The organism is Rhodanobacter sp. AS-Z3 (assembly GCF_029224025.1).
Lineage (GTDB): Bacteria > Pseudomonadota > Gammaproteobacteria > Xanthomonadales > Rhodanobacteraceae > Rhodanobacter.
Map to the genome: position 1 here is coordinate 1,118,145 of NZ_CP119392.1, position 14,152 is coordinate 1,132,296.

12 protein-coding genes are annotated in these 14,152 nt (G+C 62.2%); 9 read left to right on the top strand and 3 right to left on the bottom strand.

Annotation, left to right across the window (positions count from 1 at the left end):
* Nucleotides 1-55: 55 nt before the first annotated feature.
* From PY254_RS04685 to PY254_RS04705, 5 genes are all read left to right on the top strand, one after another.
* Complete coding sequence (locus tag PY254_RS04685; protein ID WP_281014319.1) at nt 56-907, top strand: energy transducer TonB; 852 nt, start codon at nt 56-58, stop codon at nt 905-907.
* A 118-nt stretch (nt 908-1,025) separates the two neighbouring features.
* The gene (locus PY254_RS04690) at nt 1,026-1,778 is read left to right on the top strand and encodes a DUF2884 family protein (RefSeq protein ID WP_281014320.1); all 753 of its coding nucleotides are present in this window, start codon (nt 1,026-1,028) and stop codon (nt 1,776-1,778) included.
* A gap of 93 nt (nt 1,779-1,871) precedes the next feature.
* Nucleotides 1,872-2,447, top strand: a complete 576-nt coding sequence (locus tag PY254_RS04695; protein WP_281014321.1) for a DUF924 family protein — start codon at nt 1,872-1,874, stop codon at nt 2,445-2,447.
* 63 nt (nt 2,448-2,510) lie between these two features.
* The gene (locus PY254_RS04700) at nt 2,511-2,819 is read left to right on the top strand and encodes a DUF2845 domain-containing protein (protein WP_281014322.1); all 309 of its coding nucleotides are present in this window, start codon (nt 2,511-2,513) and stop codon (nt 2,817-2,819) included.
* A gap of 105 nt (nt 2,820-2,924) precedes the next feature.
* On the top strand, nt 2,925-3,776 hold the full coding sequence (locus PY254_RS04705; protein ID WP_281014323.1) for a mechanosensitive ion channel family protein: 852 nt from the start codon (nt 2,925-2,927) through the stop codon (nt 3,774-3,776).
* Between the two features lie 21 nt (nt 3,777-3,797).
* On the opposite strand, the gene PY254_RS04710 is transcribed toward PY254_RS04705, so the two are convergent.
* Both PY254_RS04710 and PY254_RS04715 read right to left on the bottom strand, forming a co-directional pair.
* Complete coding sequence (locus PY254_RS04710) at nt 3,798-7,400, bottom strand: ABC transporter permease/M1 family aminopeptidase (protein ID WP_281014324.1); 3,603 nt, start codon at nt 7,398-7,400, stop codon at nt 3,798-3,800.
* Nucleotides 7,401-7,516: 116 nt separating this feature from the next.
* A complete protein-coding gene (locus PY254_RS04715) occupies nt 7,517-8,401 on the bottom strand; it encodes an ABC transporter ATP-binding protein (protein ID WP_281014325.1) in 885 nt (294 codons plus the stop codon).
* A 180-nt stretch (nt 8,402-8,581) separates the two neighbouring features.
* On the opposite strand from PY254_RS04715, the gene aceF reads away from it, so the two are divergent.
* The 4 genes from aceF to PY254_RS04735 all read left to right on the top strand — a co-directional run bounded on the left by aceF (nt 8,582) and on the right by PY254_RS04735 (nt 13,417).
* Nucleotides 8,582-9,982, top strand: a complete 1,401-nt coding sequence (gene aceF / locus PY254_RS04720; RefSeq protein WP_281014326.1) for a dihydrolipoyllysine-residue acetyltransferase — start codon at nt 8,582-8,584, stop codon at nt 9,980-9,982.
* Nucleotides 9,983-10,005: 23 nt separating this feature from the next.
* Complete coding sequence (locus tag PY254_RS04725) at nt 10,006-11,076, top strand: mechanosensitive ion channel family protein (RefSeq protein WP_281014327.1); 1,071 nt, start codon at nt 10,006-10,008, stop codon at nt 11,074-11,076.
* A gap of 28 nt (nt 11,077-11,104) precedes the next feature.
* Nucleotides 11,105-12,883: a dihydrolipoyl dehydrogenase gene (gene lpdA, locus PY254_RS04730; protein WP_281014328.1), complete on the top strand. Its 1,779-nt coding sequence runs from the start codon at nt 11,105-11,107 to the stop codon at nt 12,881-12,883.
* Between the two features lie 246 nt (nt 12,884-13,129).
* Nucleotides 13,130-13,417 carry a glycine zipper 2TM domain-containing protein gene (locus PY254_RS04735; protein ID WP_281015156.1) on the top strand — a complete coding sequence of 96 codons (288 nt, stop codon included), beginning with the start codon at nt 13,130-13,132 and terminating at the stop codon, nt 13,415-13,417.
* Nucleotides 13,418-13,571: 154 nt separating this feature from the next.
* On the opposite strand, the gene PY254_RS04740 is transcribed toward PY254_RS04735, so the two are convergent.
* Nucleotides 13,572-14,075 (bottom strand): Spy/CpxP family protein refolding chaperone, encoded by a 504-nt coding sequence (locus PY254_RS04740; RefSeq protein ID WP_281014329.1) that lies wholly within the window; start codon nt 14,073-14,075, stop codon nt 13,572-13,574.
* Between the last annotated feature and the right edge of the window lie 77 nt (nt 14,076-14,152).

The window sequence follows — 14,152 nt, forward strand, 5'->3', positions numbered from 1 at the left end:
GTGTCGGGGATACTTGTTTATGGACGATGGTTGAAACTCTCAGCGGAGAAAGGGAATGAAAAGCTGGTTGATTGGATTGTTCTGTTTGTTCACTTCGGTTGCAACGGTGGCCGCCGGCCCGGCGGCACGCGAGCGGGTGCAGGCAAGCATGTTGCTCACTGGCACGATCGTGGTGGCGCCTGATGGCAGCGTGCGTAGCTATGCCATTGATCATGCAGACAAGGTGGAGCCCGCGGTAACGGCGTTGATCGGTCGCACCGTTCCGGCCTGGCATTTTCAGCCGGTCTTGCTTGACGGCAAGCCGGTGGCTGCGAAGGCAAGCATGAGCCTGCGTGTGGTGGCGTTGCCGATCGGCAATGGCAATTACCAGATGAGCATCAGCGGCAGCCATTTTGGTCAGGACGAACCCGGCACGCGAATCTCCTCGGACCGACAGGAGCACCCGCGCTATCCGGAGCAGGCGGCTCGTGCGAACGTGGCCGGCACGGTTTACCTCGTGCTGCGGGTGGGGCGGACAGGGCAGGTCGAAGAGGCGGCGGCCGAGCAGGTCAATCTTGCGGTGGTTGGCAGTGACGCGATGCTGACGCGCTGGCGCAAGGCTTTTGCCGAATCCGCCCTGGAAGCGGCGCGGACGTGGACGTTCCATCCGCCGACCAAGGGTAGCCACGTGAATCAGGATCATTGGGTGGCGCGCGTACCGGTCCGTTACTTTCTGAGGCCGATGGGATCGCGTAATCGCGATGAATACGGCAAATGGGAGATGTACGTGCCGGGTCCGAAGGAACTGGTGCCGTGGGTCGACGACAAGCGCCTGTTGTCGGGTAGTGCCGACGCACTTCCGGGTGACGGTATTTATCAGCTCGACGATGACGGTCTGCGCCTGATCACACCCGTGAGTGGTGCCTGAGTAGCTTGGGCGAATTCGCTCCGGCGTGAGCTTGGTGGTCACGCCGTCAGCGCGATGTTCAGCATGGGTTGGCTCACCGCCGGTTATCGCTGGGCGCATCTCCTTCAGGAATGCGCCCATGTTTGTTCGTCGATCGTCCGTTCTGCTGGTCAGTCTGCTGGCGACCTGCGCTGTGCACGCGCAGGACCTGGCTGCGACTTGTCATGCCAGCAGCAGTTACGACGTCACCGTGAAGCCGGGCAGCTTGCTGTTCGACCGGCCGGCACCTGCGCCCTTCCATGTGGAGTTGCAGCAGGGCGCTTTGCGCACCGATGGCGTCACTGTGAAGTTGAATGCCGAGAATCAGGACCGCCTGACCCTGTTCGAACGCGAGCTGCGTGCACTGGCGCCGCGCGTGCGCACGGTAGCCCGCAACGGCGTGGATATCGCGGCGCAGGCCTTGCGTGCCGAGGTTGATGGCATGGGCCTGAGTGCGGATGCCCATGCAGAATTCCTGCGCCGACTTGATGGGCATGCGGCGGAACTGAAGCAGCGCATCTCGATCAGCCAGAGCACGCATGACTGGCAGGGTGATGCGGCCAACCAGGCAATGAGCCAGATCGCCGGTGACCTGCTGCCTTTGCTGGCGGCTGATCTCGGACAGCAGGCGATCAATGCAGCACTGTCCGGCGACTTGCAGACGGCGGCTACCCTGCGTGATCGCGCTGCCGACCTCGCCACCGATTTGCAGCCGCGATTGCAGGCCCGGCTGCAGGTCTTGCGACCGCAGATCGAAGCGCTGTGCCCCTCGATCCGGCGATTGGCACAGCTGCAGCAGGATGTGCGCGGCAGCAACGGGCAGCCCCTGAACCTGCTACAGGTCAGTCGATGACCTGCGTGGTGGTGGGGTCTGGCTTTACGTTTGCCGTGGCTGTCCCGGCACAGGCATAGTTCGGCTCACCCCGGATTTTAGTGGAGATGAGCGATGTCAGTCACTGCGCAGGACGTTCTCGCCTTCTGGTTCGATGACGAGAACACCCCGCACTGGTTTGCCGCAGACAGTGCATTCGATGCACGCATTCGCCAGCGCTTCGGTGCAAGCGTGGTGGAGGCATTCGCCGGCAAGCTGGATGGCTGGACGGCCACGTCATCGGGCTGGCTTGCCTTGTTGATCCTGCTGGATCAATTTCCGCGCAATCTGTATCGCCACGACCCGCGTTCGTGGTCCGCTGACGCGGTTGCTCAACGCGTTGCTTTGTCGGGCTTGGCTCGCGGTGATGACCGGCAACTTCCCGCCATCCAGCGCGTATTCGCCTACCTGCCGCTGGAACACGCCGAGAATCACGCGTTGCAGCAGCGTTCGGTGGAATTGTTCGAAGTCTTGAGCGCGCAGGCACCCGAGGATGTGCAGGCGCAGTTCGCTGGATTTCTCGACTATGCTCGTCGTCACCGCGCGGTGATCGAGCGCTTCGGTCGCTTTCCTCATCGCAATGCCGTGCTTGGCCGAGCCAGTACAGCAGAGGAAGTGGCCTATCTGGCCCAGCCGGGCGCGGGCTTCTGAGCGGTTGATCGCAACGTTGTCGGTGCAGCAGAAGCGGCTTTCCAATCGACCAGGGAGAAGGTCATGCAGATGAGACTTGTCATTGCGTTGTTCGCATTCAGTGCCGCCGTACAGGCGTCCAGTACCCTGCGTGTCGGCAGTCAGGTGCTGGTTGCCGGTGATAGTCGCGAGCGGGTCACTGAGCTGCTCGGCAAGCCCAGTTCCAAATCGCACGCGCACAAGTCTCGCAGCCACGGCAGTCGTCGCGGCGGCGTGCGTGTGGTGGATCGGAACGAAGGCGGTGAGCAGTGGCGCTACCGCCGCGATGGCCACGTCACCGTGGTGACTATTGTCGATGGCAAGGTCAGCGATATCGAAGACAATCGGCTCTGAGGTCAGCGAAAAGCGGTAGTGTGGTCAGGTAGTAATCGCATCGAGATCACGCGATGTTTTCAACGGTTTGCTAGGCTGGTCGGGTTTTCTACCCGAGTTGAAGCCATGCAAGATTTTCTCGACAGGATGCTGGGTACAGCGCTGTCCGCCAGTGTCATTCATGTGGCACTGAACCTTTTGTTCGCGTTGCTGATCCTGCTGGTCGGCAGTTGGGTCGCCGCCCGCATGGCAAATTTCAGTCGTCGCGCGCTGCAGCGCGCGAGCGTGGACGACACGCTCAGCGGCTTTCTGCGCAACGTGATCTACGGCGTGCTGGTCGCCATGCTGATCGTGATGGCGCTGACTCGCGCCGGCGTGCCTTCGGCGCCGCTGGTGGCTGCGCTTGGCGCCGGTGGCCTGGCCATCGGCCTGGCCTTGCAGGGCTCGCTCAGCAATCTGGCCTGGGGCGTGCTGCTGGTGATCTTCCGGCCGTTCCGTGCCGGCGACTTCGTCACCGCTGGTGGCATCGATGGCACGGTACAAAGCATCAACCTGATGCACACCTTGCTGCTGCTGCCGGACGGTCGCGAAGCGGTCGTACCCAATGGCAAGGTGGGTGGTGACGCCATCATCAACTACAACCGCCGTGGTACACGACGCTTCGAGTTGAAATTGGGCATCGGTTACAAGGATGACATTGGCGCGGCGATGGCCGAGATCCGCCGCCTGTTCGATGCCGACGCACGTATTCTCAAAGACCCGCAGCCGGGTGTATGGACGGTCGGGCTGGGCGAGAGTTCGGTTGACCTGGTGATTCGCGCGTGGACTGACACGGGCGACTTCTGGGCCACCCAGACTGACTTGCTGCGGGCGATCAAGGAACACCTTGATGCTGCAGGCATCAGCATTCCGTTCCCGCAACGCGAGCTGACCATTATTCGCGGCGACCTGCCAGGGAGTTCGCCCAGGCAGGTGTGATGCGGGGCGGCTTGAGAGCGACTACTCGACCGTCACTCCGCGACGGTTGTCGGTGGAGACCTTGTCGATCAGTTCGTTGTAGGGGTCGATGCCCGCCAGCGCCGGCTTGCCATCAACCACTACCGTAATCGTGCTGTCGCCATCAGCCAGCACGCGCTTTTCCAGATACAACGGCTTGCCGTCCCTGCCACCGCCAGGTGAGGCGGCGAATACGCCGACCTCGATCGGGATGTCCGCCTTGGCCTTGGTCTCTTTGCCCTTGCCGTCGACATAGACCTTGCCCGCGTGCACCTTCAAGGTGACGGCGTATTTGCCATCGGGCAGCTTCTTCGCCGTGGCATCGGTGAGCCGGTTGTCGAACAGGGTGATCTTCCAGAAGAAGTCATCCAGCAGCGATTTCCATTGCGGCCCGGCCACCTGGTTCAGCGCGTCCATGAATTCCTGCGAGGTGGTGTAAGGCGGTTGCTGGAAGCCCTTGTCGATCAGGAACTGCTTGAGCATGCCATTGAGCTTCGCTTCGCCCAGATAGTCCTGCAGCGCGTAGAAGATCAGCGAGCCCTTGCGATAGTGGATGTACGGCTGGTTTTCCACTTTCGCCAACGGTTCCTCGGCCACCGCTTCGGTGGCGCGACCCATGAGATAGGCATCCAGTTCGTATTTCAGGAACTTGTGCATCTGGTCGGCACCGTACTTGTGCTTCATCACCATCAGCGACGAGTACTGCGCCAGCGATTCGCTGAGCATGGTCGACCCTTGCATGTTCGCGCCGATCACCCGATGCGCCCACCACTGGTGCGCGACTTCATGTGCGGTGACGTCGTAGACATAGTCGATCTTGGATTTGTCGCGCAGGTCGGCAATGAAACCGATCGATTCGGAGAACGGAATGGTATTGGCAAACGACTGCGCGAACGCCGCATAGCCCGGAAACTCCAGGATGCGCAACTGCTTGAACTGGTACGGCGTGTAGTTCGCGTCGTAGTAGTCCAGCGAGTCTTGCGCGCTCTCGATCATCCGGTCCACATTCCAGGCATGCGCCGGGTTGTAATAGACCGAGATGGCCACGCCGTCATGCTCGGCATGCTTCACCGCGTAGCGTGCCGACAAATACGCGAAGAAGTTCAGCATCGGTTGCTGCATCTTGTAGTGGAAGTAGTGCCGGCCATTGGCCGTCCATTCCTTCTGCAAGGTGCCCGGCGCCAATGCGATCTGGTCGGCAGCGGTGGAGACGGTGGTCTCGAAGTCGATCCAGTCCGCATCGTTGCTGATGTAGGTATCGGCGCGTGCCTTCTGGTCGCCCAGCTTCGGCATCCGCGGCACTTCGGCCGACAAGCCGTACTTGCGCCGGTCGTTGCGGTCGGTGAGCTGGTAGCGCGATTGGTAACCGAACTGCGGCAGCATGCCGTTATTGAAGAACGTGCCGTTTTGCACCAGGAAGGTGTCACCGGTGTCGTTGGTGAAGCCCTTGGGTGCGTACGCCAGGGTGAAGTCGAAACTCATCGACGCGCCCGGCGCCAGCGGTGTCTTCAGCCGGTACACGGTAAAGCCCAGATCCTTGTCTTCGCTGACCGTATCGTGCGGTGCGAAGTCCAGCGACTTCACGGTGAACTCGTCCGTGTAATTTACATACAGCTCGCTGATCGGCGTGTCGTGTTTGTTGACCAGAGTGTAGTGCGCGCGAATATCGAGCTTGCGCTGGTACGGGTAGATGTCCACGTCGGCCTTGACCGCGGTGATGCGTGGCTGCGGCGCGCCCTCGTATTTTGCATACTTCTTTTCGTAGTCCGCGCGCTGCACGGTTTTTGCGGTGCTGTTGCGGTACGTGTTGAGCACGTTGGTGTTGTAGTAGATCCATGCGCCGCTGCCGAGGAAGGCGAGTGCAGCAACCCCAAGCACCGCCATGGAAGGTGCGCGCAGCCGCGCACGCGCTTCGCGCACGCGATCCCGCCACGCATCGTCAGTGCCACGCGCCCAGAACAACGCCGCCACCACCAGCATGATTACCGCCAGACAGGCCCAGTAGCCGTCGAACCACAGCGCGCCCTTGAGGAAGTGGCCGAAGCCGTTCATGTCCGAGTACGGCACGCTGGGGCCACTGCCGTAGTTGTACAGGTTGTGGTTCCAGTGCAGCAGGCTCAGGCCAACCGAACTTGCCGCGACCCACAAAATGGTCAACAGGTAGCCGAGGAACTTGTTGTTCGACATCACCTGCAGGAACAGCGTCAGCACCGCGATAAACGCGAACGGAATCACGTTCAGTGCCAGCATGCCCAGATACAGGCCGGGTTGCAGATGCGTGTAGCCATGCGCGAGCTGCCAGCCGATGCCGACTACGGCGCCGATCAGCAGCATCAGCACGATGATGGTCATCAGTGCACCAAACTTCGCGGTCAGTGGCACCCAGTTCGGTACCGGGAACGCGTCACTGACTTCGGCCGAGTGCTGGTTGCGCTCACGCCAGACCAGTTCGCCGGCATAGAAGATCACGATGATGATCAGCGGCAGGCCGAAGCTGCCGTTGATCGCGGTGAGCACCTGATGAGTCACCGGCCACACCGGTGTGCCGTAGACCTGCCCGGAAACCATCAGCGAAACCAGCATCAACACCAGCGACAGCGCCAGCAGTACCAGTAAGGCCACGCCGCGCACGACGCCGAGCGTATCGAACACGAACTGCGCGCGCAATTGCTGCAGGTGAATACGCCAGCCGCTGCCGATAGTCACCTTGGGCAAGGCCAGCGCAGCCGTGCCTGCCGGCGGACGCAGCATCGGTGGCTCGGCGCGCTTCTTGCGACGCGGCAGCTGCAGGCCTTCGCGATTCGGGCGGAACAGCACATATGCCGCCACCAACAGCAGCAGTGCTATGCCAATCCACAACAGGCGATTGAACAGCAGGACACCTTCGAGCCCGGGCAACAAATGATTGGTCTGGTCGGGCGACCAGTAGCGGGTGACCAGGCCCAGCGTGCGCCCGCCAAAGGGGTCCAGCATCGCCGCGACGGTGTGACTGTCGATCTTGCTGCTGAGATAGCCGGTGACGCCAGACAATACGAAATAGGCAATCACACCAATATAAGTCGCCAGTAGCGAACGCGTGGTCGTCGCCAGCAGGAACAACAAAGCGGCGATGAACAGCATGTTCGGAATCACCATCACGCCGAGCGCCCAGACGTAGCCATGCCAGCTTGCCGGACCCAGACGTTCTGCATCGATCCACGGCATCACGCTGCCAAGCGCCAGGCCCAGCGCGCAGATCAGCATGATCGCCAACGCCGCGATATATCCGGCGGCGAAGCGTCCACCCAGATAGGCACCCCGACTCATCGGGGTGCTGAAGAACATGTCTGAAGTGCGCTGGTCAAAGTCACGCAGGGCAGCACCGGCGACGAAAATGGTGACCAGGAAAATGCTCAACACCGTGAGTACGCTCAGCAGCCGCACGATCACCAGCGGCGCATTGCGCAGCACGTTGCCGCTGGCGCCGCCGGCAATCACCATGTCGGTGCTGGTAAAGGCAAAGGCCAGTGCGCCAAAGGCGACGGCAACAATCCAGAACAGCGGCGCCTTCAGTTGCTGGCGCAACTCGAAGCGAAGTATCTCGAAAAATGTCGACTGCAAAAACATCGGTAGTCCCTGTCTGGTTGCCGCAGGAGCCCGCTGGCGGGCGATGCAGTTGATGAAAGACTCAGTGCAAACGCATCGCGCGCAAGCGGCCTGCTACGACAATGAATCGAGCAAACTCAGGCGGCCTTGGCGGTGGCTTGTGCACGCAAGCGACCGAAGTAGACGTCTTCCAGATCCGGTACCACCGATTCGAAGCCTTCTTCCGGCAGCGCGTCGGCCAGCACGTGCAACAGGGTGCGGCCGCCGGCCAGCCGGGTCGACAGGATGTTCATGCGGGCGCGATAGCTGTCGAGCTGGTTCTTGTCGATGCTGCGGCGCCAGACGCGTCCTTCCAGCGAGCGAATCGCCTCGGCCGGTTCGCCGGTGAGCAGCACCTGGCCCTGGCCGATGATCGCCATACGCGAGCACAGGTCGGTGACGTCTTCCACGATATGGGTGGACAGAATCACCACCATCCGCTCGCCCAGTTCGGCCAGCAGGTTGAGGAAACGGTTGCGCTCTTCCGGATCAAGCCCGGCGGTGGGTTCGTCGACGATGATCAGGCGTGGCTCGCCGATCAGTGCCTGGGCGATGCCGAAGCGCTGCCGCATGCCGCCGGAGTAGGTGCCGAGCTTGCGCTTGCGCACGTCCCACAGGTTGACCTGACGCAGCAGCGCTTCGACCAGATCGCGCCGCTCGCTTTTCACGGTGACGCCCTTGAGCACGGCGAAGTGATCCAGCATCGCCTCGGCAGAAACTTTCGGATACACGCCGAATTCCTGCGGCAGATAGCCAAGCAGCCGTCGCGTGGCCTGCTTGTCGGCGAGCAGGTCCATGCCATCCAGCGTGATCGTGCCCGAGTCCGGGTCCTGCAGTGTGGCAATCGTGCGCATCAGCGAGGACTTGCCCGCGCCATTGGGCCCGAGCAGGCCGAACATGCCGTTGGGAATGTCGAGCGACACCCCGCGCAGCGCCTTGACACCGTTGCCATAGGTCTTGGACAAGTCACGTATCGTCAGCATGGGTTCCTTCCAGTGCCGCGTGAGGCGGCGTGAGCATGAGGTCAGATTAAGCCATCAAGGTTAGCGTGCGCGCCCGCTCAAGGTCATGGATACGGCCGCGCATGGTATGGCCCGATGGTCGCACAAAGCACAATCCGGCATACGCAAGCCGCGCCCCCTTCGCTATGATTGACAACTTGTATGCAGCCGCCATCCCCGAGCGGCGTGCGATCGCCAGCAGGAGTGATCATGGCCGAACTCAAAGAAGCCCGCGTTCCCGACATTGGGCACGACGACGTTCCCGTCATTGAAGTGCTGGTCAAGGCTGGCGACCGGGTCGAGAAGGATCAGAGCCTGATCACGCTGGAATCGGACAAGGCGACCATGGAAGTGCCAGCGCCGTTCGCGGGCATCGTGAAGGAAATGAAGCTGAAGGTTGGCGATGAAGTTTCCGAAGGTGCGGTGATTGCGCTGATTGAGGCCGAAGGCGCCGCCGAACCTGCGCCGCCGCAACCCGCCGCGCCCGCGCCCGCGCCCGCGCCCGCGCCGGCAGCGCCGGCTCCGGTTGCCGTCGAGCCAGCAGCCGCGCCGGTAGCTGCTCAACGGGTGCAGCCCGGTATCGCGCCCGAGGGCGACGTGCCGCCGCAAGTGCGTCCACCGGTCGACGCACGCATCGTCATGCCTGGCGACGCACCGTATGCCAGCCCGGCGATCCGCGCGTTTGCGCGTGAGCTGGGCGTGGACATCCAGCAGGTGAAAGGCAGTGGTCGTGGCGGGCGCATCCAGCGTGACGATGTCAGTGCCTACATCAAGCATGCGCTGGCTTCCGGTGCGCGCCCGTCGACGGGCGCGTCCGCTTCGGTGGGCGGCCTCAGCCTGTTGCCATGGCCGAAGGTCGATTTCGCCAAGTTCGGCGAGATCGAGGAAAAGCCGCTGTCGCGCATCCAGAAGATCTCCGGCGCGAACCTGGCGCGCAACTGGGCAATGATTCCGCACGTCACCCAGCACGAAGACGCCGACGTCACCGAACTGGAAGCGTTCCGCAAGCAGCTCGGCGCCGAGAACAAGGACCTGAAGATCAGCCCGCTGGTGTTCCAGATCAAGGCGGTGGTGGCGGCGCTGAAGGCGTTCCCGCAGTTCAACGCCTCGCTCGACGGGTCCGGCGAAAAGCTGATCCTGAAAAAATATTTCCACATCGGCATCGCGGTGGACACGCCTGATGGCTTGGTCGTGCCGGTGATCCGCGACTGCGACAAGAAAGGCCTGCTCGACCTTGCGCGCGAGCTCGGCGAAATCTCGAAGAAGGCGCGTGACAAGAAGCTGGGCCCGGCCGAAATGTCCGGCGGCTGCTTCTCGATCAGCTCGCTCGGCGGCATCGGCGGCACCGGCTTCACGCCGATCGTCAACGCGCCGGAAGTGGCCATCCTCGGCGTTTCGAAGGCGGCGGTGAAGCCGGTCTGGAACGGCAAGGAATTCGCACCGCGCACCATCTTGCCGATGTCGCTGTCATACGACCATCGCGTGATCGATGGCGCGTTGGCGGCGCGCTTTGCCTCGTTCCTTGCCACTCAGCTCGGCGATATTCGCCGGCTGCTGCTGTAACAGGCTAGCCGGTGCAGGCGACCGTGGCATCGACACTTTTCGACTGGGCGCAGGCACCGACTGCGCCCGTGGCGATTCATGAAGGCGTTGAGCAGGTCGGGGATTGGCTAGACCTTTACAAGAGCATCGGTGGGGTCAAGATCTACCTTGGCTCGATCCTGGGTGCGATCCTGTTGTTTGTGGGGTTTCTGATCGCGACGGCGATTCTCCGGCGGGCGTTGCGCCGCTATGCCGAGCGAAATAGCCAGCTCAATCAGTCCACCCTGTACACCGTGGAGCGTTTGCTGCACTACCTGCTGCTGCTGATTGGCCTGCTGTGGGCACTGGATGTGGCGGGCATCCCGATGGCGAAGATGACGGTATTCGCCGGCGCGCTGGGCGTGGGCCTGGGCTTTGGCTTGCAGGCGATCTTCAACAATTTCGTATCCGGCCTGATCCTGCTGTTCGACCGCAGCCTCAAGGTCGGCGACTTTGTCGAGCTGGCCTCCGGCGTGCATGGCCACGTGCGCGAGATCCGCATCCGCGCCACCCTGATCAGCACCAACGACGACATCGATATCCTGGTGCCGAATTCCGAATTCGTCACCGGCCGCGTGGTCAATTGGACCTTGCGTGAAGTTGCACGCCGGCAAAAGATTTCGTTCGGCGTGGCCTACGGTACCGACAAGGAGCTGGTCAAGAAAGCTGCACTGGAAGCTGCCGCCGAAGTGCCGTTCACGCTCAGCATGGAAGGTGCGCGCGCACCGCAGGTATGGCTGACGGGTTTCGGTGATTCCTCGCTCGACTTCCAGTTGGTGGTCTGGCTCAACGCCGAGGCCACGCGCCGCGTCGGCGCGGTCACTGCCGCCTACTATTGGGCGCTGCACAGTGCCTTCGAGAAGTACGCCATCGAATTGCCGTTCCCCCAGCGTGACCTGCATGTAAAGAGCTGGGTTGAACCCAGACCGCGCACGGCCAGTGGCAGCATCGAGCTGACCGGCGGCAACGGTATGCCCGGCAATGATGCGGCACAAGATGTCGAACGTGATATCGATGATGCTCGTCGTGGTCGCTCAGAACCCACCTATCCCCATGATCCGGGCGCCTCCCGCTGACGTCCCGCAACACCAAGGAAACCACACCATGGCCAACACCATCGAAATCAAGATTCCCGACATCGGCGGTCACGGCAACGTGCCGGTCATCGAAGTGCTGGTAAAGGCTGGCGACACGGTGGCCAAGGATCAGAGCCTGATCACGCTGGAGTCGGACAAGGCGACCATGGAGATTCCTTCCACTGTTGCCGGCGTGATCAAGGAGCTGAAGCTCAAAGTGGGTGATGAAGTTTCCGAAGGTGCGGTGATTGCCGTTCTGGAAACCGCTGGTGCAGCCAATGCTCCAGCCGCACCAGCGGCGAAGACGGAGACGCCGAAAGTCGCGGCTCCCGCACCCGCGGCACCATCGCCCGCGGCACCATCACCGGCTGCTGCCGGCGCCACCGGTCGCAAGGCCGATATCGAATGCAAGCTGGTCGTGCTCGGCTCCGGCCCCGGCGGCTATACCGCCGCGTTCCGCGCCGCTGATCTTGGCGTCGACACCGTGCTGGTGGAACGCTACGGCACGCTCGGCGGCGTCTGCCTCAACGTCGGTTGCATCCCGTCCAAAGCGTTGCTGCACGCCGCCGCCGTGATCGACGAGGCCGCTGCGATGGAAGCGCACGGCGTCAGCTTCGGCAAGCCGAAGATCGACATCGACAAGCTGCGTGGCTTCAAGAACAAGGTGGTCGGCCAGCTCACCGGCGGCCTCGCCGCGATGTCGAAGCAGCGCAAGGTGCGCACGGTCGAAGGCAATGGCCTGTTCGTCTCGCCGAACGAGCTGGAAGTCCAAACCAGGGGCGGCGTGAAACTGATCCGCTTCGAGCACGCGATCATCGCCGCCGGTTCCCAGTCGGTGAAGCTGGGCATGTTCCCGTGGGACGACGAGCGCATTCTCGATTCCACCCGCGCGCTGGAAATGAAGGACGTACCGAAGAAACTGCTGGTCGTCGGCGGCGGCATCATCGGCCTGGAAATGGCCACGGTGTACGCCGCGCTGGGTAGCGAAGTGACCGTGGTCGAATTCATGGACCAGATCATTCCCGGCGCCGATGCCGACCTGATCAAGCCGCTGGCCAAACGCCTCGGCAGCCGGCTCAAGGGTATCCATCTGAAGACCAAGGTGGTCAGCGCCAAGGCCACCAAGAAAGGCATCGAGGTCGGTTACGAAGGCGACAGCATTCCCGAAACCACGCTGTTCGATCGCGTGCTGGTTTCGGTGGGCCGCTCGCCGAACGGCAGCAAGATCGGCGCGGACAAGGCGGGCGTCGCAGTGACCGATCGCGGCTTCATCAACGTCGACTCGCAGATGCGCACCAACGTGCCGCACATCTTCGCCATCGGCGATCTGGTCGGTCAGCCAATGCTGGCGCACAAGGCGACGCATGAGGCGAAGGTGGCTGCAGAAGTGGTCGCCGGACACAAGAGCCACTTCGACGCGCGAGTGATTCCGTCGGTGGCGTATACCGATCCGGAAATCGCCTGGGTAGGTGTGACCGAACGCGAAGCGAAGGAAAAGGGCTTGAAGGTCGGCGTGGGCAAGTTCCCGTGGGCGGCCAGCGGTCGTGCCATCGGCATCGATCGCACCGAAGGTTTCACCAAGCTGATCTTCGACGAGGAAACCCATCGCGTAGTTGGTGGCGGTATCGTCGGCGTGCATGCCGGTGATCTCATCTCCGAAGTGGCATTGGCGATCGAGATGGGTTCGGAAGCGGCCGACATCGGCCTGACGATTCACCCGCATCCCACGCTCAGCGAGTCGGTCGGCATGGCGGCGGAGATCTACGAAGGCACCATCACCGACTTGTATATGCCGAAAAAGAAGTAGGCGGCGCAGCAAGAAGCCCAAGAGCCCGGACATGATCCGGGCTTTTTTTATCCAGCGTGATTGCGCGCCGTGTCGAAGCATGCGCGATGTTTGGGCTATCCCGCTTCATGCAACGTTATGGAGGGTTGACCGCTCCGTCACGTCCATCCGTCTATTGATGTGATTCACCAAGACGGAGAAAACCGCATGAACAAATCATTGATTTTGACGGCCTCGCTGGCCTTGGCCGTGTCAGCGATCGGCACCATGCCGACGCCTGTGCATGCGCAGGAACGTAACCACCGCGTGGTGTGCGAAAACGTGCGAGTCAAACACAATGGGTCGAAGGATGATCACCGCATCATCGGCACCGGTGTAGGTGCGGTCGTAGGTGGCTTGCTGGGTCATCAGGTGGGTGGTGGCAAGGGCAAGACCTTGGCAACGGTAGGCGGTGCGGTGGCCGGTGGCTATGTCGGCAACCGTGTCCAGAAAAACGAGCAGCGCAAGAAAACCTATTACACCACCGAGCGCCGCTGCCACAAAGTCTACGATTGATCGGCTCGTACCAGTGGATGCCCGCGTTCATGGGCACTTGATGAAGAACTATTCGATCAGGCACGTTGGAGACTCAGCCGCCGGAACGTGTAAAAAGGAAGCCCGGTTCCCCCGGGCTTCCTGCTTCTACCTCGCAGCAGTCAAGGCTTTCGATTTACTGGGCCGCGGGCTGCGGATGCTCCGCCCGGAACTGTTTCCACTGGGCGCGACGAGCCTGCGACTGCGCCTTGAACGTGGCCGCCTGTGCCTGCTGCTGCGGCGTCAGCACTGCATAGATCTGCGCCCGCAGAGTGGCCATCTGCTGCACGCGCTGCTGGGTCGCCTGACCTTCAGCCTGAGCCAGACTTGCCGCTGCCGACTGATAGCCGACTTGGTTAGGGGTCATCGACTCGAAGGCGCTGCGCTGTGTCCGCAGGGCCTCACGCGAGGACTTGTTCTGCGTACGGCTGCTGCTGATGATCTGCTTGACGCTGGCCTTCTGCGCGTCGGTGAGGTTCAGCTTGCCCAGCATCATCATCTGGCCGTGGCCGCGCTGGCCGTGTCCGCCATGGCCGAAGCCGCCGTGTCCCGGGGCGCCAGCGGGGGCCGCCAGTGCGATGGAACTGCCAATGGCCAGTGCCGAGGCCAGGGCCAGGCCGAGGAGAGTGTTCTTGCGCATGACGTATACCTCTGGGGTGGGGGTTTGTACGCCACTATTTGACGACACCGCTGCGTATATGATCTTTGCGGGTAGGT

Excerpts from the sequence above, each read along its gene's own strand:
- PY254_RS04685 (WP_281014319.1), top strand. The coding sequence starts at position 56 with ATGAAAAGCTGGTTGATTGGATTGTTCTGTTTGTTCACTTCGGTTGCA.
- PY254_RS04690 (WP_281014320.1), top strand. The coding sequence starts at position 1,026 with ATGTTTGTTCGTCGATCGTCCGTTCTGCTGGTCAGTCTGCTGGCGACC.
- PY254_RS04695 (WP_281014321.1), top strand. The coding sequence starts at position 1,872 with ATGTCAGTCACTGCGCAGGACGTTCTCGCCTTCTGGTTCGATGACGAG.
- PY254_RS04700 (WP_281014322.1), top strand. The coding sequence starts at position 2,511 with ATGCAGATGAGACTTGTCATTGCGTTGTTCGCATTCAGTGCCGCCGTA.
- PY254_RS04705 (WP_281014323.1), top strand. The coding sequence starts at position 2,925 with ATGCAAGATTTTCTCGACAGGATGCTGGGTACAGCGCTGTCCGCCAGT.
- PY254_RS04710 (WP_281014324.1), bottom strand. The coding sequence starts at position 7,400 with ATGTTTTTGCAGTCGACATTTTTCGAGATACTTCGCTTCGAGTTGCGC.
- PY254_RS04715 (WP_281014325.1), bottom strand. The coding sequence starts at position 8,401 with ATGCTGACGATACGTGACTTGTCCAAGACCTATGGCAACGGTGTCAAG.
- aceF (WP_281014326.1), top strand. The coding sequence starts at position 8,582 with ATGCAGCCGCCATCCCCGAGCGGCGTGCGATCGCCAGCAGGAGTGATC.
- lpdA (WP_281014328.1), top strand. The coding sequence starts at position 11,105 with ATGGCCAACACCATCGAAATCAAGATTCCCGACATCGGCGGTCACGGC.
- PY254_RS04735 (WP_281015156.1), top strand. The coding sequence starts at position 13,130 with ATGCCGACGCCTGTGCATGCGCAGGAACGTAACCACCGCGTGGTGTGC.
- PY254_RS04740 (WP_281014329.1), bottom strand. The coding sequence starts at position 14,075 with ATGCGCAAGAACACTCTCCTCGGCCTGGCCCTGGCCTCGGCACTGGCC.